General features: G+C 55.6%; 18 protein-coding genes. 14 read left to right on the top strand and 4 right to left on the bottom strand.

Annotated elements, in window-relative coordinates:
* Window positions 1-100: 100 nt before the first annotated feature.
* From KTT_RS18795 to KTT_RS18785, 3 genes are all read left to right on the top strand, one after another.
* A complete protein-coding gene (locus tag KTT_RS18795; RefSeq protein ID WP_160145970.1) occupies window positions 101-1,087 on the top strand; it encodes a universal stress protein in 987 nt (328 codons plus the stop codon).
* A gap of 169 nt (window positions 1,088-1,256) precedes the next feature.
* A complete protein-coding gene (locus tag KTT_RS18790) occupies window positions 1,257-1,490 on the top strand; it encodes a hypothetical protein (protein WP_126597459.1) in 234 nt (77 codons plus the stop codon).
* Window positions 1,491-1,605: 115 nt separating this feature from the next.
* A complete protein-coding gene (locus KTT_RS18785; RefSeq protein ID WP_126597458.1) occupies window positions 1,606-2,085 on the top strand; it encodes an aminoacyl-tRNA deacylase in 480 nt (159 codons plus the stop codon).
* 12 nt (window positions 2,086-2,097) lie between these two features.
* Here KTT_RS18785 and KTT_RS18780 read toward each other — a convergent pair whose 3' ends face one another.
* Window positions 2,098-3,222, bottom strand: a complete 1,125-nt coding sequence (locus tag KTT_RS18780) for a site-2 protease family protein (RefSeq protein WP_160145969.1) — start codon at window positions 3,220-3,222, stop codon at window positions 2,098-2,100.
* Window positions 3,223-3,790: 568 nt separating this feature from the next.
* Between KTT_RS18780 and KTT_RS18775 the strand changes: the two genes are divergently transcribed.
* From KTT_RS18775 to KTT_RS18745, 7 genes are all read left to right on the top strand, one after another.
* Window positions 3,791-4,156, top strand: coding sequence for a TraR/DksA family transcriptional regulator (locus tag KTT_RS18775; RefSeq protein WP_126597456.1), 366 nt, complete (start codon window positions 3,791-3,793; stop codon window positions 4,154-4,156).
* Between the two features lie 281 nt (window positions 4,157-4,437).
* Window positions 4,438-4,899, top strand: coding sequence for an Hsp20/alpha crystallin family protein (locus KTT_RS18770; protein ID WP_160145968.1), 462 nt, complete (start codon window positions 4,438-4,440; stop codon window positions 4,897-4,899).
* 142 nt (window positions 4,900-5,041) lie between these two features.
* The gene (locus tag KTT_RS18765) at window positions 5,042-6,007 is read left to right on the top strand and encodes a universal stress protein (RefSeq protein ID WP_160145967.1); all 966 of its coding nucleotides are present in this window, start codon (window positions 5,042-5,044) and stop codon (window positions 6,005-6,007) included.
* A 514-nt stretch (window positions 6,008-6,521) separates the two neighbouring features.
* On the top strand, window positions 6,522-6,929 hold the full coding sequence (locus KTT_RS18760) for a nitroreductase family deazaflavin-dependent oxidoreductase (protein WP_126597453.1): 408 nt from the start codon (window positions 6,522-6,524) through the stop codon (window positions 6,927-6,929).
* A gap of 219 nt (window positions 6,930-7,148) precedes the next feature.
* Window positions 7,149-7,637 carry a MarR family winged helix-turn-helix transcriptional regulator gene (locus KTT_RS18755; RefSeq protein WP_126597452.1) on the top strand — a complete coding sequence of 163 codons (489 nt, stop codon included), beginning with the start codon at window positions 7,149-7,151 and terminating at the stop codon, window positions 7,635-7,637.
* On the top strand, window positions 7,634-9,361 hold the full coding sequence (locus KTT_RS18750) for an ABC transporter ATP-binding protein (RefSeq protein ID WP_126597451.1): 1,728 nt from the start codon (window positions 7,634-7,636) through the stop codon (window positions 9,359-9,361). Before KTT_RS18755 ends, KTT_RS18750 begins: the two co-directional genes overlap by 4 nt.
* A complete protein-coding gene (locus KTT_RS18745; protein WP_126597450.1) occupies window positions 9,358-11,274 on the top strand; it encodes an ABC transporter ATP-binding protein in 1,917 nt (638 codons plus the stop codon). The genes KTT_RS18750 and KTT_RS18745 overlap by 4 nt, the downstream gene beginning before the upstream one ends.
* Window positions 11,275-11,382: 108 nt before the next feature.
* Here KTT_RS18745 and KTT_RS18740 read toward each other — a convergent pair whose 3' ends face one another.
* Window positions 11,383-12,147, bottom strand: a complete 765-nt coding sequence (locus KTT_RS18740) for an enoyl-CoA hydratase-related protein (protein ID WP_126597449.1) — start codon at window positions 12,145-12,147, stop codon at window positions 11,383-11,385.
* Between the two features lie 51 nt (window positions 12,148-12,198).
* Window positions 12,199-13,401, bottom strand: a complete 1,203-nt coding sequence (locus tag KTT_RS18735; RefSeq protein ID WP_126599726.1) for a thiolase family protein — start codon at window positions 13,399-13,401, stop codon at window positions 12,199-12,201.
* 844 nt (window positions 13,402-14,245) lie between these two features.
* Here KTT_RS18735 and cydD point away from each other — a divergent pair.
* The 4 genes from cydD to cydB all read left to right on the top strand — a co-directional run bounded on the left by cydD (window position 14,246) and on the right by cydB (window position 20,348).
* Window positions 14,246-15,991, top strand: a complete 1,746-nt coding sequence (gene cydD / locus KTT_RS18730) for a thiol reductant ABC exporter subunit CydD (protein ID WP_126597448.1) — start codon at window positions 14,246-14,248, stop codon at window positions 15,989-15,991.
* Complete coding sequence (gene cydC / locus KTT_RS18725; RefSeq protein ID WP_126597447.1) at window positions 15,988-17,742, top strand: thiol reductant ABC exporter subunit CydC; 1,755 nt, start codon at window positions 15,988-15,990, stop codon at window positions 17,740-17,742. The genes cydD and cydC overlap by 4 nt, the downstream gene beginning before the upstream one ends.
* An 85-nt stretch (window positions 17,743-17,827) precedes the next feature.
* Window positions 17,828-19,219, top strand: a complete 1,392-nt coding sequence (locus KTT_RS18720; RefSeq protein WP_126597446.1) for a cytochrome ubiquinol oxidase subunit I — start codon at window positions 17,828-17,830, stop codon at window positions 19,217-19,219.
* A gap of 22 nt (window positions 19,220-19,241) precedes the next feature.
* Entirely contained in the window at window positions 19,242-20,348 is a 1,107-nt protein-coding gene (cydB, locus tag KTT_RS18715) for a cytochrome d ubiquinol oxidase subunit II (protein WP_126597445.1), read from the top strand.
* Between the two features lie 183 nt (window positions 20,349-20,531).
* Here cydB and paaD read toward each other — a convergent pair whose 3' ends face one another.
* Window positions 20,532-21,053: a 1,2-phenylacetyl-CoA epoxidase subunit PaaD gene (gene paaD / locus KTT_RS18710; RefSeq protein ID WP_126597444.1), complete on the bottom strand. Its 522-nt coding sequence runs from the start codon at window positions 21,051-21,053 to the stop codon at window positions 20,532-20,534.
* Between the last annotated feature and the right edge of the window lie 13 nt (window positions 21,054-21,066).

Genomic DNA, 21,066 nt, shown 5'->3' with positions numbered 1-21,066 from the left:
GCGAATGAACACCGATGACCAATCAGCAAACATGTATCGCCGTTGAGAGCTATGGATGGATCCGCGAAATCATTACAGGAAGCGTGAAGAGATAAAAACCATGTTTAAGCACATTCTTGTTCCTCTGGATGGATCGGTGCGGGCCGAACAGGCAATACCGGTAGCCGCGCGCATCGCCCGCCTGCACCACAGCGCGCTGGTATTGCTCGAATCGATCAATCCCATGGATGAGATGGGATTAGCAACGCTGCCGCGCGAGCATCTGCTCATAGATATGGAGAACCTCTATTTACAGAACATCGCGCGTAGCCCGGAAGTAGCGGGCCTGGAGATCATCACCCTGGCGCGCATCGGTCTCCCAGCGGAACAGATTCTATTGGCCGCCAGAGCCTATGCCATCGACCTGGTTGTGATGTGCAGCCATGGCCGCACCGGGCTCAAGCGCTGGACCATGGGCAGCATCGCCCAGAAGATCACGCGCACGTCGCCCGCGCCGGTGCTGGTACTGCAGGAAGATGATCCTTTGCAGCAACAACTACGCGCGCCACACCCTTCAACCGTGCGCATCATGGTGGCCCTGGACGGCTCTGAACTGGCTGAAACGGCCATCGCGCCGGCGGCCGAACTGAGCATGGCGCTCTCAGCTCCAGCCACGGGCGCGCTCCAGCTGACCTGCGTCATCCACCTACCCTCATCGTTTGAATATGGACAGGAAGACAGCGTCTCCCGTGCGCTCAAACAGGAAACGCCACGAGCTCTGGCCTATCTCCAATCCATTGAACAGCAGATAAGGAACGGCCGGTTCGGGCCACTCCCGATAGAGCTCAGTACCGCCCTGTGCCACAATCTAGACGTAGCCACGCAAATGATCAACACCGCTGAACGCGGCGCGGCAGCAACGGATCATCATAGCTGTCAGTTGATCGCCCTGACCACGCATGGACACAGCGGCCTGCAACGCTGGCTTACCGGTAGCGTCACCGAACGTATCCTATCCAGGGCGCGAATATCTCTGCTGGTCGTCAGGCCGCAGCAGCAATCCCGGCGCAGTGAGCAGCTTAGCGAGCAGGGGAAACGGGTCCCATAGCAATGGCTGGGCTACCGCCCTTTTGTGATGGTTTTGAGATCTGCTCGTACACCAGGAGATATCAGTGAGAGGTACGCAGGCTATGGTTCTAAACAGGAAAGCCGTTAGCTGACAAAAAGAGCGGCCCGACAGCAAGAAGCTCTTGAACATCTAAAAGGAGGACATCATCATGAAGGCAGAAGAGATCACATCCACGTGTAATGAGCACTATGACCTGATTAGTGTTCTCTACCACATGCTTGAGGGATCATGGAAATATGAGAACTTCCGCAAGGATGCAGAAAAAGCTGGTGATCATCAGCTAGCGCAATTTTTCCATGACGCACAGCTAGAGGAATGCAAGAGAGCTGCGCGGGCCAAGGAACTGCTGCGCGAGCGCATCGGCATAGCGGTTCCACGGTAGCGTAACGCATTGGCCAGAAAAGCGCTGTACACCGAGCCGCAGCGCTTTTCCTGGTCAATGCCGCTGCACCGATAGAAAAGGTTGCCCATCACGTACACAAACGAGGAGGTTCGATATGCAGTGCAAAGAGAAGATGGAAACATATCTCCATCAAAACCAGGTACCCTTTCAGGAACAGCACCATCCACGTACGTTTAGTGCCCTGACAATCGCGGAAAGCGAACACATATCTAGCAAGAAGACAGCCAAGACGGTCATCTTACAGGTAAATGACCGGATGATGTGCTTTGTCTTGCCGGCTGCATACTATGTTGACATGAACAAAGTACAGGCTATCATGGGGACAAAAAACGTGCGCCTGGCCCACGAAGACGAGTTTGAACTGGCCTTCCCCGATTGTGAAGTCGGCACCATGCCGCCCTTTGGCAACCTCTATGGCATACCCGTCTATGTAGATAGCAGCCTGGCCGCCGAAGACTCTATTACCTTCCCGGTGGGCACCTACACCGACACCATGAGCATCAAGTATAGCGACTTTGAGCGCCTGGTGCATCCATGCATCGCCATGTTCGCGCACGCTCAGGTCGATTTCTAAGCGCGGCCAGACCTACGAGTCCAGGCCCAGGCTGCGCTTGATCTCGATAAAGTGCATGATGTTCTCGCGGCTGATTGATCCCTGCAGGTGGCCTTCGGAGACCACCGGCAGCTGATTCAGGTCGCGACCGACCATCAGCGGCAACACGTCGTTAAGGCTCTGCCCCACGTTGATCGTGTGCAAACGGGTCAGGGGGACCATCACAAAGCCGACCGGGGTCTGGGACCACTGCTCGCGCGGCACGTGGCGGATATCGCTGAGCGCGACCAGGCCGGCCAGCTGATCTCCTTGCAGCACAAAGGCGCTGCGCCAGCCATACGGCAGCAAATAGTCATCGACCAGCTTTTGCAGAGAGATATTGGCCGGAACGGTCGCCGGGCTACGATTCATCACATCGTCCACGCGAACGCCTTTAAACATCCCCTCCAGCATGCCCTGCGCGCTGGCGGCGGTCGCCCCGCTCAGCAAAAACCAGCCGATAAAGCCGATCCACAGACCATCCAGCACGTGTCCCCGGAAAAAGATCCAGAGGCCAATAAAGATAAAGAAGTAGGCGATAAACTGTCCTACGCCGGTCGCCACGCGGGTAGCGGAACGCACATCGCCGCGTATCTTCCAGATGATCGAGTGCAGCACGCGGCCCCCATCCAGCGGAAAGCCGGGAATCATATTAAAGACTCCCAGTAACAGATTGGCCAGTGCCAGGTACTCAAAGATAGCTCTCAGGGGAGAACCATTGTGACCGATAGCCAGCGCCAGCAGCCAGGACAGCCCGCCCAGCGCCAGGCTCGTCAGGGGTCCTACCAGCGCCATCTGAAACTCGATATCTGGCGCCGCCGGCTCCTGCTCAATGTTGGAGACTCCGCCAAAGAGAAACAGCGTGATACTCTTCACCTGCAGGCCGCGCGCGCGCGCCACCAGAGCATGCGCCAGTTCGTGCAAAAAGACCGACAGGAAAAGCAAGAGCGTGGCCAGTACGCTAACACTCCAGTAGGCTCCGGTAGACCAGCCTGGATAACGCACCCCAAACCAGCCCGTCGCCAGAGACCAGCACAAAAGCACCGCGATAATCAGCCAGCTTACATGAAAGGCAATATCGATGCCCGCGATTTTTCCGATACGCAAAGAGCCCGGCATAATACAGCGCCCCCTTCCAATTACAAGAGGGAGCATCCAGACACTCCCTCACGAGAGAACCTCTGGCTCATCCTTGCCCATTCCATCTCTAACTGTAAAAAGCATTTGGAAACGCCGCTCACTCGCGGCTAGCTCCGCCGCCACAACTTAGCCCGTAAAGTGCATCGTTTCTGAGAAGCTGTGGTGGCCCCCAGGCGGCTTCGCTCATCCAAATGAACGGCATTACCTATAAAATACCGCTCGCGCCTCTCATTTCTTTCTCAAACAGCCACTCACCCTCTCAGAGAGATCACAGAAGTCGCGAGGCAGGCAGCGCCGGTTCGAACTGAAAGAAATATAAAGAAGGTTTGCAATGTGTTGACCACCATATCACCGGACTTTGTGATGTATTTGAGAGAAACACAGGCCGCCTGGTGATACATTTGTGCCTGTCATGGCCTATATGTAAGGGATAGCAAAGCATCCCACTGTTTCAACGCATATCTTTGTGTTGCGTTGAAACAGTTATCCTTATCTCAAGAGCAATGTGAGATAACGTCCACAGCGAGGTGGATGAGGAGAATCAGATATGCTGACAAGTGATCTAAAAGCCCGGCGTACCTTGCTGGAAAACAAACTGCTAGACTTACAAAAGCGGATCGAAGAATTACGCGGTAAAGCGAATGAAGCACTCGCGGAAGAAGATCTGGAAGAAGCCGCGACGCGTGTGTCAGATACGGAACTGGCCGAAGCTATGCTCGATGAAGACCTGAAACTGGCACGTACCATTAAAAACGCGCTCAAACGCATTGATGAAGGCACCTATGGGCTCTGCCGCGTCTGCGGTCAGCCTATTCCAGCCAGGCGTCTAGAAGCCCTGCCCTGGGCGGAGTTGTGCGTCAAAGATCAGCAGGAGAGCGAAAAGGGAAAATATCGCCAGGTTGCCTTTAAATAAGGCGAACTGCAACCAGCACAGGCGCATGTACGGATGTGGTTACTTTTGTGATCTATCTGTGATTCCTAAGCACCCCCTGTGACGCAAATGAAATCTTCCGACACTACTATTAGAGACGTAAAGGGACATGTATAGCATATCAGTTAGATTTATACATACCTTTCCCGCGCGGCCGAGTTTCTGATCGGCGATAAACAGACGTCTCATATCCGATCCAATAAATAAAGATGTTCACCAGAAGCTTCCCAGAGAAGCGTTGCAAGTACAAAAGGAGCCATGAGATGTTAGCACCCCGCGATCCATTAGATGCCCTGATGCCCCTGCGTGAGGCGATGAGCCGTTTGTTTGAGGAGAGCTTCGTCACGCCACGCTTTGAGATGGCGGCACCCCGCATGCTTCCCCTCGACGTGTACGAGACGGACGATAAAAAGCAATTCGTAGTAGAAGCTTCCATCGCTGGCTTCAAACCCGATGAGATTGAGGTCACCGCTGAAGACAACGTGATTCGCATTCATGCCAGCAAGAGAGAGCAAAAAGAGCAGAAAGAAAGAGAGAACTATATCAGGCGTGAGCGCTACGTCAATGAGGTAGAGCGCACCATCGCGCTACCGACCCATATCAATGCGGACAAGATTCAGGCCTCGTATGAGCACGGCGTATTGACACTCAAGGTTCCCAAGGTTGAGGAGGCCAAAGCGAAACAGGTGCCAATCAAAGTAAAAGAGGCCACTGGATCACGCTAGCACACCTACCCCACCACAATCAATCACCTGATGCATGACTGGTACAGGTGTCTGCCTGTACCAGTCATGGGTTATCGTTAATCACAACCACTACTCCCGGACAGGGATGCCAGGGGCACACGTTCCGAAAGCGAGGCTTCCCATGTTTAAGCGAATCCTTGTTCCATTGGATGGATCAGCACGTGCTGAACAAGCATTGCCGCTTGCCGCCCATATCGCCCGCACGTATAACAGCGCCATTATACTCACCAGAATTGTCGATGTATTTGAAACGGTCGGAGCCTCGTCGATCCAGGCTGCCGCGTTAACCAACGAGATCCGTGAAATACAGGAGAAGGAGGCGCGTGAATATCTCCAGCGCATATATGGCGCCCGGGAACTGGAACGCCTGGATACGGCCATCGAGGTCCATTCCGGCGATGTAGCCACCACGCTCTTAGAAATGATCACCAGGGAGTCGATCGATCTGGTGGTTATGACAAGTCATGGTTACACAGGCTATAAGCAATGGATGCTGGGCAGCGTAGCCCAGAAGATGGTGCACGATAGCATCGCCCCGGTACTGATACAACGCGAAAACTATGCATTGCCCTGCGGAACCGCCAGTGGCGATCTCAAATTCTGCGTCGCGCTTGATGGCTCAGAACTGGCGGAACGCGTGCTTCGGCCCGCGCTCTACGTAGCGGCCGCCTGTGGGAATGTGCGGCAGCGGGAGGTACACCTGCTACGCATCGTCAAAGCGATGGAAGCAGAGCGGGTAGAGATCTTCCGCAGAATCCACAAGCTCGATATCCAGCAGTTCCTCTACAACGAGGCCACCAGCTATCTGAAAGAGCTCGGTGAGCGCCTGAACAAAGAGGCGGCCGCGCAACTGGGTGTACGCGTCACCTGGTCTGTAATCATGGGAAGTGATATCGCCAGGGCCATCATCCACGAGGTTGAAGGCGAAGCGCCAGTCATGCAGGGTCCATTCCCATATGCCCTGCTCGCCCTGGCGACCCATGGCCGAAGCGGCATAGCACGCTGGGCCGCTGGCAGCGTGGCCGAACGCATCCTCAACAACACCAAACTTCCCCTGCTGGTAGTCCATCCACCTAAAAAGATGTGAGGGTGTCAGACACACTTTTTCCGGGGCACGTGCGTGCCCCCGCACGGGCGTCCGCATGCGCGGACGCCCTGTTTTTTAAATTTGGTGCATGGGTGCGCGAATGCGCACCCATGCACCAAATTTAAAAGGGCTGGCCGCCCCGCCCAAACAGTAGGTGCCGGGCTTGCCCCGGCTTAGCCGCGAAGCGGCCAGCTCCCGGGCACATACGTTCCACCAACGATGACGTCTCTTCCTGGGAACGCTCATGTGTTGAAATAAACGTTTACGCCCGGGTACGGGGCCGCTTCGCGGCAAAAAAGCCGGGGCAAGCCCGGCACCTACGTGTGCATATCCATTTTCCTTGTTGCCTCTCTCTTTGCAAAATATGAGTTGCGATCTGGAGTGCCGGATCGCTTGCTTTTGCTGGAATAGAACGATAGAGCGCTGGCGTTATCATAAACGGATTTCCTGATTAGGGGAATTACAATGCTCTATCATGGGCATATTTACATAATATCTAAGGAGCCTTTTTTTTATGGCGAATGATTGGAACACCCAGATCATTAATGAGTTCCGCAGCAATGGCGGCAAAGTCGGTGGACCCTTTGAAGGCGCTCCCTTGCTACTGCTCACATCAACCGGCGCGAAGAGCGGCCAGCAACGCACGACACCCCTGGTCTATCTACCAGAGGGTGAGCGCATGGTTATCTTTGCCTCTAAAGGCGGCGCCCCCACCAATCCCGACTGGTATCACAACCTGAAGGCAAATCCAGAGGCCACCGTCGAGGTCGGCAGCGAAACCGTCAAAGTCAAAGCCACCGAGGTGACCGGTGAGGAGCGTGACCGCCTGTACAGCACCCAGGCCAGTATCAATCCAGGATTCGCTGAATACCAGCAGAAAACCAGCCGTCTGATCCCCGTGATCGCCCTTGAGCGCATCTAACCAAAGAAAAGAATTTTATAGGGGTTGGTACAACACAACGGGTGGGAGCGTTCGCTCCCACCCGTTGTGTTGTACCAACCCCTATAAAAAGTGTGTCTGACACACTCAGAAAATTTAGCAAAAAAATGATTGACAGAACAATAATGGCTCGGATATAATTAGGTTACCAAACTAATTAGTTGCAAAATTATTTGCCAACCGATCTAAAGGAGGGCGCAAATGCCCATACAGGATGAGGCAAAGGCACAGCGGCTTTTGCGCGCCTTTATGCAGTTCGATAAAGCAGATTGGCATCAAAGCAATATCGAAGGATGCAGGCCCAGCGAGATAAAACTGCTGTTATGTATTAAAAGACAGGTGAAATTGACGTCTCATAAGATGAAGGTATCAGAGCTCAGCAGGATGCTCCACGTCACATCTCCCACCATAACCCAGCTGCTCAAGGGACTGGAGGCCGATGGGTTAATTGAACGAGAAAACGATCCGTTAGATAGACGCGCCGTTGGTGTCGCGCTGACGGCTAAAGGTGAACTGGTGACCAGCAGGGCCTCGGAAGCGTTCTTTGCTTCCATCAATGGCCTGATCGACTACCTCGGTGAAGAGCAAAGTGAGCAGCTCGCCGAACTGTTAACGAAAGTATACATATACTTCAATGAACGAGAGCCAGATAGGTCAATGGCCTGTCGGCACGGAGACAAGGAAGCATGATCAAATTATTCAGGTTTTTACAGCCCTATCGCTGGTATGTGGCGATAGTTCTGGTCCTTGTCCTTTTGCAGTCGCTTTCCGATCTCTATCTGCCCACCTTAATGGCGGATATTGTGGATACAGGCATTGTGAAGGGGGATACCAACTACATCTTGCGCGTTGGTGGCTTCATGCTGCTGATCGCGATCGGTGGAGCGATATGTACAGTCATCGCCAGCTACTTCTCGTCCAAGACCGCCGTCGGCTTTGGTCAGATCGTACGCGCAAAGATCTTTAATCGCGTGGAGCAGTTCTCGTTGCACGAGTTTGATAAGGTGGGCACCGCCTCCTTGATCACGCGCACCACCAACGACACCACGCAGGTGCAGCAGGTATTGATCATCATGTTGCGCATGATGATCAGCGCGCCAATGATGTGTATCGGCGGCATCATCATGGCGTTGTCCCAGGACGTGCAGCTCTCCTGGATATTCGTGGTCTCGCTTCCGATCATTATCCTTACCATTCTGATCATCACTGGTCGAGCGATCCCGCTGTTCAAGATCATGCAGGCCAAGATCGATAAACTCAATCTGATACTGGATGAAGGCCTGACCGGCGTACGCGTGATCCGCGCATTTGACCGCACCGAACACGAGACCCGGCGCTTCGACGTGGCGAACGAGGATCTTACAGATACCGCGATCAAGGTCAACCGCACCATCGCGGCCTTGATGCCGGTCATGATGCTGCTGATGAACTTTACCACCATCGCTATCTTCTGGTTCGGCAGTATCCGCATTAACAATGGTGACATGCAGGTTGGCTCGCTAATCGCCTTCCTGCAGTACGCGATGCAGATTATGTTCTCATTGCTGATGGTATCGATGATGTTTGTGATGCTCCCGCGTGCGTCGGCCTCGGCGACGCGTATCAACGAGGTGCTGGATATCGAGCCTGAGATCGTGGACGCGGCCAACACCCGGCTGGCGCAGAGCAAACGCGGCTACGTCGAGTTCCGCCACGTCACCTTCAGCTATCCTGGCGCGGAACAACCGGCGGTCTATGACGCATCCTTCCAGGCCAATCCAGGAGAGGTGACCGCCATCATCGGTGGTACCGGAGCCGGCAAATCCACGCTGGTGGGACTGATGCCTCGCTTCTATGATATCGACGAGGGCAGCATCCTGATCGATGGCGTGGATATCCGCGAGATGACCCAGGAGCATCTGCGCTCCAAGATCGGCTTTGTGCCGCAGAAGGCGGTCCTCTTCTCCGGCACCATTAAAGACAACATTCGCTATGGCAAAGAGGACGCCACGGATGAAGAGGTCGAGCATGCCGCGCGTATCGCGCAGGCGACCGAATTCATCTCTGGCATGAAAGACGGCTTTGATTCGATCATCGCCCAGGGCGGCAACAATGTTTCTGGTGGACAGAAGCAGCGCCTCTCGATCGCGCGTGCCCTGGTGAGGAGGCCCGAGATCTACATTTTTGATGATAGCTTCTCGGCGCTCGACTTTAAAACCGATGCCCGCTTGCGGGCGGCGCTCAAAGATGAGACCCGTACCTCGACTGTGTTCATTGTGGCTCAGCGTGTGAGCACCGTGATGGACGCCGATCGCATTATCGTATTGGATGAGGGGAAAATTGTCGGTATCGGCAATCATCGCGAGCTCATGGATACCAACACGGTATATCGTGAAATCGTATCCTCGCAGCTCTCGTTGGAGGAAATCGCATGAGCGAGACACGCAGACAGCCTCAACCGCAGGGAGGCATGGGCATGGGTCCCGGTGCTCGCCCCGGCATGGGCATGGGGATGCCCGTCGAGAAAGCCAAAGATTTTAAAGGAACCCTCAAACGCCTGACTGGCTATCTGATGCCGCACAAAGTCGCGCTGACAGCGGTCTTTATCGCCGCGATCATCAGCACGATCTTCAATATCGTCAGTCCGAAGATCCTGGGTCAGGCAACGACCAAGCTGTTTGAAGGTCTGCTGGCCAAATACCGGGGCGTACCGGGCGCGGGTGTCGATTTCGGCGCCATCAAGCATATCCTGATAACATTGGCCATTCTCTATATCATCAGTTCGGTCTTCAACTATATTCAGCAGTATATTATGGCCAGCGTGGCCCAGAGAACGGTCTATGATCTGCGCAAGCAGGTTGAAGATAAGCTGTCGCGCCTGCCGCTGCGATTCTTTGACTCCCGCACCCATGGAGAAATCCTGAGCCGAGCTGTCAATGATATGGATAATATCAGTAGCACGCTGCAGCAAAGCCTGACGCAGTTGATCACCTCAGTGGTCACCATTGTCGGCGTCATCGTCATGATGCTGACGATCAGTCCACTGCTCACGCTGGTCACGCTGATCACGATTCCGCTCAGCCTGGTCGTTACCATCGGCGTAGCCAAACGCTCGCAGAAGCATTTTGTAGGACAGCAGCGAGCGCTGGGCGTGCTAAATGGACACGTGGAAGAGATGTATACCGGCCACAAGATCGTGAAGGCCTTCGGCTTTGAGCGACGCTCAATCGATGAATTCGATAAACTAAATGAGAAGCTGTATGAATCGGGATGGCGAGCACAATTTATCTCCGGTACGATCATGCCGCTGATGATGTTCATCGGCAACCTGGGATATGTGTTTGTTGCCGTTATCGGCGGCGTGCTGGTCACGCAAAGAGCGATCCAGCTCGGTGATATCCAGGCCTTTATCCAGTATTCACGCCAGTTCACGATGCCGATCACGCAGCTGGCCAATATCGCCAACATCATTCAATCGACCATCGCTTCGGCCGAGCGCGTCTTCGAACTGCTGGATGAACAGGAACAGATACCGGAAGCGGTCGAAGCCAAAGTGATCGCCGAACCGATGGGCGCGGTAACCTTCGATCATGTGCAATTCGGCTACAAGCCGGACGTACCCTTGATGGAAGATATGAACATCGATGTCAAACCTGGTCAGACGATCGCCATCGTGGGTCCAACTGGCGCCGGCAAGACCACGCTGGTCAATCTGCTGATGCGCTTCTACGAGCTCAACGGTGGACGGATCATGGTCGATGGCGTCGATATCACCGAGCTGAGGCGAGGCAACCTGCGCAGCATGTTCGGCATGGTGCTGCAGGATACCTGGCTCTTCAACGGCACGATCCGCGATAATATCGGCTATGGCCGTGAGGGGGCCACGGAACAGGAGATCATTCAGGCAGCGAAGGCGGCGCACGCGGACCACTTTATCCGCACGCTCCCCGACAGCTATGATACAGTTCTGAACGAGGAAGCCACCAACATCTCGCAGGGCCAGAAGCAGCTGCTGACCATTGCCCGCGCCATCCTGGCCAATCCGTCCATCCTGATCCTGGACGAGGCCACCAGTAGCGTCGATACCAGAACCGAGATCTACATTCAGAAAGCCATGAGCGAACTGATGCAGGGCCGCACCAGCTTCGTGATCGCCCACCGGCTCTCAACTATTCGCGATGCCGACCTGATCCTGGTCATGAATCACGGCAGCATCATCGAACAGGGCACGCACGAAGAACTGCTGGCCAGAAACGGCTTCTACGCCGACCTGTACAACAGCCAGTTCACCACCGGCGGCACCATAGATAGCGCGATCGAGGCAAGAGAATCGCAGGCAGCGATATAAAAAAAGATGGGGCATGCACCCGTGGTGCATGCCCCATCTTTTTTTATATCGCTGCCTGCTTGTCTATCTAACGTGGTTGCATAGCGGACGCGCGTGCGGGGCGCTAGCCTAGAATCCGGAGAAGCGGGCCCCACGCTTTTCCATAAACGCCTTGAGTCCTTCCTGGTGGTCCTGGCTCTGGCCGGCGCGGTCCTGCATCTGGGCTTCGAGGTCGAGCATCTCGTCCAGAGAGGAGCTGCCGCTGCGGCGCAGGAGCTGCTTGGTCAGGCCAATAGCCAGGGTGGGTCCCTGGGCCAGTTCCATGGCGAAGGCGCGCACCTGCTCCTGGAAGGTGTCGGCGGGGAAGATGCGGTCAACGATACCCATCTCGAACGCCTCTTCGGCGGTGATGCGTGGGGAGAAGGTCAGCATGTCGAAGGCCTTGCTCCAGCCAACGATGCGCGGCAAAAAATAGCTCATGCCGCTGTCTGGCACCAACCCGATGCGACTGAAGGCGGGCGTCACAAAGGAGCCCTCCGAGGCCAGGCGCAGATCGCAGGCCAGGGTCAGCGAGAAACCAGCACCAGCGGCCGCGCCATTGATAGCGGCCAGCACCGGCTTTTCCAGCTGCTGCAGCAACTTGATGACGCGATTATAGTGGCGCAGATGATCTTTAAAGGATTCCTGTCGCACCTGGACCTCTTTGAGATCCTGTCCCACGGAAAAGGCACGGCCGGCGCCGGTCAGTAAAACGGTGCGTACAGCCGGGTCCTGCGCCTTCTCAAGGGCGTGTCCCAGTTCGACCAGTAGCTCAGTGGTGATGGCGTTGAGCGCATCGGGACGATTCAAGGTCAGGGTCAGCAGACCCGCTTCCTGATGTTGCGTGATAACCATGTACAACCTCCTCCAGGATTACATATCTCCAGCGCACCATGGCAGGTGCGATTACAAACGTTCAATGATGGTGGCGATGCCCTGGCCGACGCCGATACACATGCAGGCCAGGCCATAGCGGCCCTGGCGGCGGCGCAATTCGTGCAGCAGGGTGGTCAGGATGCGCGCCCCGGAAGCGCCCAGGGGATGTCCCAGGGCAATGGCGCCCCCATTCACATTGAGTCTGTCAACTGGAATTTCTAGCTCACGCATACATTGTAAAGACTGCGCAGCAAACGCCTCGTTCAGTTCAATGAGATCCATATCATCTATGCGCAGTCCGGCTCGCTTGAGGGCTTTGCGCGCGGCCGGGATGGGTCCCAGGCCCATGTAGGCGGGATCGACACCGGCGACGGCCGTGGTAACGATGCGGGCCAACGGCTGGAGTCCGTGCGCCCGGGCGTAGTTCTGGGAGGAGAGCACCAGGGCGGCGGCGCCATCGTTGATGCCGGCGGAGTTGCCGGCGGTCACCGTGCCACCATCCTTTTTGAAGGCTGGCTTGAGCTTGCTGAGCGCGGCCAACGAGGTATCGGCCCGTGGATGCTCATCGCGGGATACGGTGATGGGCTCGCCCTTCTTCTGTGGTACCACCACATTGACCAGTTCATCGGCGAAGCGGCCCTCATTCATGGCGGCAACTGCGCGCTGCTGACTGCGCAGCGCGAACTCGTCCTGCTCGGCGCGCTCGATATGATACTTGCTGGCCACGTTTTCGGCCGTTTCACCCATGCTATAGGGATAATGCATCTCGGCCAGGCGAGGATTGGTGAAGCGCCAGCCGATGGTCGTATCGTACATGGTCAGGTTGCCGCGCGGGAAGGCGGTCTCAGCCTTCCCCATCACAAAGGGGGCGCGGCTCATGCTCTCGACGCCACCGGCCACAAACAGCTCGCCCTGCTCGCTCCAGATGGCCTGGGAGGCATCGTTGACCGCCTGCAGACCAGAGCCGCACAGCCGATTGACGGTCTGGCCCGCCACTGTCACCGGCAGACCAGCCAGCAAGAGAGACATACGGGCGACGTTGCGATTATCTTCACCGGCCTGGTTAGCGCATCCCATCACCACATCCTCAATCTCCTCAGGCGAAATACTGGCGCGTGCGATCGCTTCACGAATGACAAGGGCCCCGAGATCATCGGGGCGCACATCTTTGAGGACCCCATTATAACGTCCAATCGGGGTACGTACAGCCGAAAGAATAACGGCCTCCTGCAACATAGACTGCTCCTTCCCGCATCGTTGTGGGTTTTTCTTCGGCTTTTATTATATCATGGAAATTTTACCGCATCCTCTCTTGTCGAAGCCATAAATATGTAACCATGCAGTATTCGCTTACGTGTAACATATAAGTTAATGATAGGACTACACTATACAATAGAGTCTGATATTCGGCTCATTCACCTGGTCTGAGAGGAGCTAAAACATCCATATCACACTGGCTGTCAGGGAGTGTTTTGTCTCTTTATAGGGATAAGATACTCCCTGATATATTCATGAAGCTGTACATCAACTCTTTGTGAGCGTGTCTGACTTCCGTCATGTTGGTGTCCCGTGCGCGCCCCCGCACGCGCGTCCGCTGCGCAGCCGCATTGGTTTTGAGTTGGTGCATCGGGTGCGCGAATGCGCACCCGATGCACCAACTCAAAACTGGTTCCTGAGCACCAGAGGGGACGACAGTTCATCGTGAGTTGGTGTAGCAGGGGCGCGAAAGCGCCCCTGCTACACCAACTCAAAACGGACTTGTGAGCACCGTAGGTGCGAAAACTCAGGCCGGCCACAGGGCGACGGGAGTCAGACACGGTCTATGATTCTCACGATCATCGCCTGCAGGCTGCCTGAGCTTTCGCACCGCTGGTGCTCACAGGTCCATGGTGTGTTGGTGCAGCAGGGGCGCTTTCGCGCCCCTGCTGCACCAACACACAAAAACAATGCGGCCGCGTAGCGGACGCGCGTGCGGGGGCGCGCACGGGACACCAACATGATGGAAGTCAAACACGATTTATAACAGGATAGTGAACATGTGCTTATAAAATACGTGCACAATTAACAGTAAGGATATATGAATAGAGAACTTCTTCGCTATAGCAAAAGTAGCCGGATATTCCTTATTTTGACGGTGGTGCTTGGTCTGGCCTGGGGTATTGTTATGATGGTGCAACTCTCTCTGCTCAGCGCCATCGTAAACGCGGTCTTTATGAAAAGGCAAGGGCTGTCTCAGCAGATATTTCCGCTGGTCCTCCTGCTCGTCATGCTCGTTGTACGATCAGCGTTGACCTGGCTGCGTGAAGTGAGCGCGCAGGAAAGCGCGCTACGGGCCAAAGCGGCTTTGCGGGACCATCTCTTCGCGCATCTGATGGCGCTGGGACCGACGCTGCGCTCGAATGCGCGTACGGGAGAGCTGCTGGCAACACTGAGTGATGGGATCGAACGGCTAGATGCATATATCAGTCAGTACTTACCGCAAACGGTGCTCAGCGTCTGCATCCCCTTGCTGATCTTCATCTATCTCCTGCCCATCGATTGGATCAGTGCGGTGCTCCTGCTGGTAACAGCTCCCATTATTGTGCTCATGATGTACATGATCGGGACATATACAGAAAAACGCACGCAAAAACAGTGGCGAGCCCTGACCCATATGAGCGCGCACTTCCTGGACTCGATCCAGGGGCTCCCCACGCTGAAGATCTTTGGGCGCAATGAGGGGGAAAACAAACGCATCTCCAGAGTCAGCCAGCGGTTCCAGCATACAACCATGCAGGTGTTGCGTATCGCTTTTATCTCTGGCCTGGTGCTCGAATTTATGACGGCGCTGGCCATCGCATTGATCGCGGTCGCGCTTGGCATTCGCCTGCTGAACCATAGCATCCCGTTCGCCGCTGCCTTCCTGATCTTACTGCTGGTTCCCGAATTCTACCGTCCTTTGCGTGATCTGGGCGCACACCGCCACGCGGCGATCGAAGGCAAGGCGGCGGCCCAGCGCATCAGCGAACTCTTGCACACGCCAGTCCCAACAGCCGAAACAACGCCTACTATTACAGAACGTCAGGATAAACCGCGTGAACAATTGACGCTTGAGCTGACCAATATCTCGTACACCTATCCCCAGAGTTCAAGACCAGCGCTGCATGGCGTGACACTGCGCATGGAAGCCAATACCTGTACAGCACTGATCGGTAGCAGTGGTTCAGGCAAGAGCACGCTCGTGCATCTGTTGCTGCGCTTTATGGATAGTGATAGCGGCTGCATCGCGGTCAATGGGATACCAATTAGCGAGCTGCCTGTTGACATGTGGCGTGAATACGTGGCCCTGGTACCGCAGCGTCCCTACCTCTTCAATACAACCATCATGGACAATATTCGCCTGGGATGCCCATCGGCCAGCGCGCAGGAGGTGATTCATGCCGCTGAGCAGGCTGGCGCCAGCGAATTCATTGATCAGCTAGCGGATGGCTATAACACAATTGTGGGAGAACGTGGAAGCCGCCTGAGCGCGGGACAGATACAGCGTCTGGCCATCGCGCGAGCCTTTCTCAAGGATGCGCCTCTGCTCATCCTTGATGAACCAACATCGAGCCTGGACCCCCTTAGTGAGGTACTGATTCAACAGGCGATCACGCGCCTGATGCAGCAGCGGACAGTTCTGGTCATCGCCCATCGCTATAATACCATCAAACAGGCAAAACAGATCGCGGTCCTCGCGCACGGAGACCTTGTTGAATGTGGTACCCCGCAGCAACTCCTGGCGCGTAACGGACAATATGCCAGGCTCGTACAGGGGAACGAAACAAAGGAGATCTACGCATGAGGCTACTTCTGCGCCTGCTTTCATATCTCAAACCGTTTCGCAAACAGGTCTTGCTCGCCATCGGACTGGGATTTCTAACGGCGCTCTGCAATATCGGTCTGCTGGCAATGTCGGGCTATCTCATATCGGCCGCGGCGATTGTTCCCCTCATCGCCTTTCTCACGATCCCGATCTATGTTGTCCGTTTCACAGGAATTGGACGCGCGGGCGCGCGCTACCTGGATCGCATTGTTTCCCACAACGTGACGCTTCAACTGCTGGGTCGCCTGCGCGTATGGTTCTACCAGCGTATTGAGCCGCTGGCTCCCGCGCAGATACAGGCCTATCGCAGTGGAGAGATGCTCTCGCATCTCGTCAATGATATTGAAGAGCTACAGAACCTCTATTTACGGATCATCGAACCACTTGTCGTCGCGATCCTGGTAACGCTGCTCACATTCTGGGTCTTCTCGCTGTTTCAGATCACCCTGGCCTGGACCGCGCTGCTCTTCCTTCTGCTGGCCGGGCTGGGAGTGCCGCTGCTGGCCGGACTGCTGTCAAAACAGTTGGGCAAGCAACAGCTCCAGGCACGCGCAGATCTACATATACAGATCATCGATGGCATCCAGGGCATGCAAGATCTGCTCGCCTTCGGACGCGCTGTCTCCCATCAACAGCTCATCACCGGTCTGAATCATACTCTGGCCATGATCCAACGGCGCATGGCAGTAATTAATGGTATGCAACAGGCCTTGCTGGACCTGCTGATGAATATGGCGGTATTGACGGTGCTCATCCTGGCGACTCCCCCCATTCTGGAAAACGCCATCAATGGCGTTTATCTGGCCTTCCTGGTATTTTTCTTGCTGGCCAGCTTCGAAGCGATCCAACCCTTAGGGCAAGCCTTTCAGTTCCTGGGACATTCTCTAGCAGCCGGTGAAAAACTGTTTCAGATCGTTGATACGCCGCCCGCCATTGTTGATAGCCAGGAGCCAGCGCAGATCCCGGCCTCCAGCACGTACGCCCTGGAGTTCGAGGATGTCTCGTTTGCTTATCAAGCAGGAGGTGAGGAGATTCTGCACAATATCAATCTACGTATTCATCCAGGCAGTCGTGTCGCCATCGTTGGACCCAGCGGGTCGGGCAAAAGCACGCTGGTCAAGCTCATCTTACGTTTCTGGGACCCGACCAGCGGCGTCCTCAGGCTCAATGGACAGGATGTTCGCGCCTGCTCGCTAGCCGATCTGCGTAGTCAGACAGGCGTGATGACTCAGGACACCTATCTCTTCAACGAGACCATTCGTCATAATCTGCTGCTGGCTCGTCCAGAGGCCAGCGAAGAGGAGTTGGAGCAGGTGATAGAGCAGGCCCAGCTCTCAGAAACGATCGCCCGACTGCCAGATGGCCTGAACACCTGGATCGGGGAACAGGGGCTACGCCTCTCAGGCGGCGAGCAACAGCGCATCGCCATCGCGCGCACATTGCTTAAAAACGCTCCCATTCTGATTCTCGATGAGGCGACGGCGAATCTCGATCTATTAACGGAACGCGGACTACTCGATACGCTAGATACGTTAATGGAGGATAAAACAACGCTATTGATTACCCATCGCCTGATCTCAATGGAACGCATGGACCAGATCGTGGTGCTTGACCATGGCCGTATCCACGAACAGGGAACGCACCAGGAACTGCTGGCAACCAGGGGACTCTACTGGCGTATGTATGAGATGCAAAATGGCATCTTTGATCTGGTAGAAACGATACATTAGCGTTACTGGCAATGTTGCTTGTGAGCAATATGCCCGCATCTTTACTATCGGGGTAGTCAATCTATCCCACTGGAGTTTGTTTTCTATGAACGACGTACTGGCAACGTATCTATCGCGAGCCCAATTCGCCTTTACCATAGGCTTCCACTATCTCTTTCCACAATTGACCATGGGCCTGGCACTGCTCATGCTCGTTCTCAAAACGCTCTATCTGTGGCGCAAGGATGAGCGACTGAACATCAGTGCACGTTTCTGGGCCCGTATCTTCGCCATCACCTTTATTATGGGTGTGGTGACTGGTATCCCCATGGAGTTCCAGTTCGGCACAAACTGGTCGCGCTTCTCGATGTACGCAGGAGATATCATCGGGCAAACGCTGGCGATGGAGGGCGCCTTCGCCTTCTTTATCGAATCGGCCTTTCTGGGTATCTTCCTGTTTGGAGAACAGGCTTTCGGCCAGAAAATGCACTGGTTCTCAGCCTTCATGGTCTGGCTGGGCACCTGGGCATCGGGTGCCTTTATTATTGCCTCCAACGCCTGGATGCAGCATCCAGTCGGCTATACCATCACAGGCAATCGCCTGACGATCTCGAACTACTGGGCTGTCCTGTTCAATCCCTGGATTATCGCGCAATATTCGCATACGATGAGCGCAGCGGTAGTCACCGGGGCATTCGCGATGGCCGGTGTAGGCGCGTATTACTTGCTGATCAAAAAGCATGAAGAGTATGCGCGCATCTTTGTCACTGTCGGCGTCATCGTTGGACTGATCGCGACCGCGGTTCAAATCTTCCCCACCGGTGATGCTGAGGGTAGGCAGGTAACGAGCAACCAGCCCGCGAAACTGGCGGCGATGGAGGGCCTGTTCCAGACCGAGAATGGTGCCGGCATCGTCATCATCGGACAGCCAGACGCGGGCAGAGGGACATTGGATAATCCACTTGTGGTACCCAACGCATTGAGTGTGCTTACGTATCGCCACTGGACGGCTCAGGTGCGCGGGCTCAATACCTTTCCTGCCGATCAACGCCCCGATTCTGTGGCTCTGCTCTACTATAGCTACCATATCATGGTCGGCCTGGGCACGATCTTTATCGCGATTATGGCGCTGGCTGTGCTGCTGCTCTGGCGAAAAATGTTGTTTCGCGCACGCTGGATGCACTGGATTCTCTTTCTGGCCCTACCATTTCCATTTATCGCCAATATAGCGGGCTGGTTTACGACCGAGCTCGGCCGTCAACCCTGGATCGTCTACGGTCTCTTACATACAGCTCAGGGCTCATCGCCGCAGGTTGGCGACGGCAATATCCTGTTCACCCTGCTGGGATTCGCCGGCATCTACCTGCTGCTGGGTATTCTCTACGTGGTGCTGGTGGTCTATGAGACTGGACGCGGACCAGGACATGTAGCGCTGGTTGACGAAGGTGATGAGCCATCCGACACGCCTCAACCCCAGGGATTGATCAACAAAGCTTAAGTGGCGAGGAGAGAAATAGATTATGCAGACACTCTGGTTTATCCTGATTGCATTTATGCTCACAATGTATATCCTGCTGGACGGCTTCGACCTGGGCGCGGGCGTGATTCATCTATTCGCGGCACGCACTGAATCTGAACGGGAACAGGTGCTACGCGCGATCGGACCCGTCTGGGACGGCAATGAAGTCTGGCTGATCGCCGCGGGCGGTACGCTTTTCTTTTCGTTTCCCATCCTGTATGCTTCCAGCTTTAGCGGTTTCTACCTGCCATTAATCATTGTGCTCTGGCTCCTGATCGTTCGTGGCGTCGCGATCGAGCTGCGCTCGCACATCTCAAATCCTGTCTGGATCGCCTTCTGGGATGGAGGATTCTTTATCGGGAGCGCATTGCTGGCCATCTTCTTTGGCGCGGCCATGGGGAATGTCATTCGCGGGGTGCCGATGGACGCCCATGGCGTGTTCTTTGAGGCGCTATGGACCGACTTTAATCCCTTTAGCGCCGTTACCGGCATCCTGGACTGGTACACGGTTCTGATCGGCCTGTTCGCGCTGGTGGTCCTGACCACCCATGGAGCCACCTTCATCGCCGTCAAAACGGAGAGCATGCTGCAGCAGCGGGCGCGCCGGATCGCGAAGGCCACATGGCTTATCAGCATCATAATGGCCATCGTAGTCACGGTAGTCACAATTATCGTTCAGCCTTTGATCAGTGAGAACTTTGGGGGACGCTACTGGATCGTGATCTTCCCGCTTATCGCGCTGATCGGCTGGGCAGGCATTGGATTGGGACTGTTTAAAGGGCGTGATCGACTGGCCTTTTTCTCTTCCTGCGCCTTCATTATCGGGATGCTCGCCAGCACAGCCGCCAGCCTGTATCCCTATATGCTACCCGCCACCACGCGGGCCAACAGCCTGACGATTCATAACGCGGCCGCTTCGGCGTACGGCCAGACCGTCGGCCTGGTCTGGTGGATTATCGGCATCGTGCTGGCCAGCATCTACTTCATCTTTACCTATCGCCTCTTCTGGGGCAAGGTGCCTACAGGTACCACGATAGGAGGGGGCTATGGGGATTATGCCCAGCATAAGCTGGGGCAGAGTCGCGCGTCCGCTACGCGGCCGCGCTAGTTTTTGTATTGGTGCGTGGGGACGCGAATGCGCCCTCACGCACCAACTTAAGCAGAAAGCGGCCTCTCTGCGCTCTCAAGGCGGGAGGTGCAGGAGGGCGGCTAGCCCTCCTGCCGGGGTGCGGGCGAGCATGCTAGGAGCATGCTCTCGCCCTGCACCCCTTACGGGTGCCCCTATGGGGCTCTAGATCGGTTTAAATTGCTCAAAGGGCTGGTGGCAGTGCTGGCAGTAGGCGATGGCGCGACAGGGGGTGGGACCAAAGGGATTCTCCAGCATGGTCTGCTGAGAGCCACAGTGGGGACAGGTCAGGGGGTGCTGCGTCAGCATGGGCAGCAGGGGGCCGCGTCCGACGTGCGGAGGAGGAGCGATGCCTACCTTGCTCAGCTTCTGGCGAGCCGATGCGCTCAGCATATCGCTGGTCCAGGGCTGCTGCATGGTCACCGCGACCTCAACATCTTTTGCCAGGGAACGCAACTTTTCAGCGATCGAGGTCTGGATCTGGCTTAAAGCGGGACAGCCGGAGAAAGTGGGCGTAATCACGACGCGGATCGATGAGCTAGCCTCATCGATATCGATGCGCCGGATAATGCCCATATCGACTACCGAGATGGCGGGCAGTTCGGGATCTGGCACCGTCTGCAAGGCCTCCCACACCAGTTGCTCATCCAGGGAACCATCATTTGTACGCGTTCTTGTCTCAGACATGTGTCCTTCAATC

Origin of the sequence: Dictyobacter aurantiacus, from assembly GCF_003967515.1 — a bacterium.
In the GTDB taxonomy this organism is placed as follows: Bacteria; Chloroflexota; Ktedonobacteria; order Ktedonobacterales; family Ktedonobacteraceae; genus Dictyobacter; species Dictyobacter aurantiacus.
This window is presented reverse-complemented; position numbering and strand designations above follow the sequence as displayed.

Bases quoted from the DNA above. Each gene is read 5' to 3' on its own strand.
- KTT_RS18795 (WP_160145970.1), top strand. From the start codon at position 101: ATGTTTAAGCACATTCTTGTTCCTCTGGATGGATCGGTGCGGGCCGAA.
- KTT_RS18790 (WP_126597459.1), top strand. From the start codon at position 1,257: ATGAAGGCAGAAGAGATCACATCCACGTGTAATGAGCACTATGACCTG.
- KTT_RS18785 (WP_126597458.1), top strand. From the start codon at position 1,606: ATGCAGTGCAAAGAGAAGATGGAAACATATCTCCATCAAAACCAGGTA.
- KTT_RS18780 (WP_160145969.1), bottom strand. From the start codon at position 3,222: ATGCCGGGCTCTTTGCGTATCGGAAAAATCGCGGGCATCGATATTGCC.
- KTT_RS18775 (WP_126597456.1), top strand. From the start codon at position 3,791: ATGCTGACAAGTGATCTAAAAGCCCGGCGTACCTTGCTGGAAAACAAA.
- KTT_RS18770 (WP_160145968.1), top strand. From the start codon at position 4,438: ATGTTAGCACCCCGCGATCCATTAGATGCCCTGATGCCCCTGCGTGAG.
- KTT_RS18765 (WP_160145967.1), top strand. From the start codon at position 5,042: ATGTTTAAGCGAATCCTTGTTCCATTGGATGGATCAGCACGTGCTGAA.
- KTT_RS18760 (WP_126597453.1), top strand. From the start codon at position 6,522: ATGGCGAATGATTGGAACACCCAGATCATTAATGAGTTCCGCAGCAAT.
- KTT_RS18755 (WP_126597452.1), top strand. From the start codon at position 7,149: ATGCCCATACAGGATGAGGCAAAGGCACAGCGGCTTTTGCGCGCCTTT.
- KTT_RS18750 (WP_126597451.1), top strand. From the start codon at position 7,634: ATGATCAAATTATTCAGGTTTTTACAGCCCTATCGCTGGTATGTGGCG.
- KTT_RS18745 (WP_126597450.1), top strand. From the start codon at position 9,358: ATGAGCGAGACACGCAGACAGCCTCAACCGCAGGGAGGCATGGGCATG.
- KTT_RS18740 (WP_126597449.1), bottom strand. From the start codon at position 12,147: ATGGTTATCACGCAACATCAGGAAGCGGGTCTGCTGACCCTGACCTTG.
- cydD (WP_126597448.1), top strand. From the start codon at position 14,246: ATGAATAGAGAACTTCTTCGCTATAGCAAAAGTAGCCGGATATTCCTT.
- cydC (WP_126597447.1), top strand. From the start codon at position 15,988: ATGAGGCTACTTCTGCGCCTGCTTTCATATCTCAAACCGTTTCGCAAA.
- KTT_RS18720 (WP_126597446.1), top strand. From the start codon at position 17,828: ATGAACGACGTACTGGCAACGTATCTATCGCGAGCCCAATTCGCCTTT.
- cydB (WP_126597445.1), top strand. From the start codon at position 19,242: ATGCAGACACTCTGGTTTATCCTGATTGCATTTATGCTCACAATGTAT.
- paaD (WP_126597444.1), bottom strand. From the start codon at position 21,053: ATGTCTGAGACAAGAACGCGTACAAATGATGGTTCCCTGGATGAGCAA.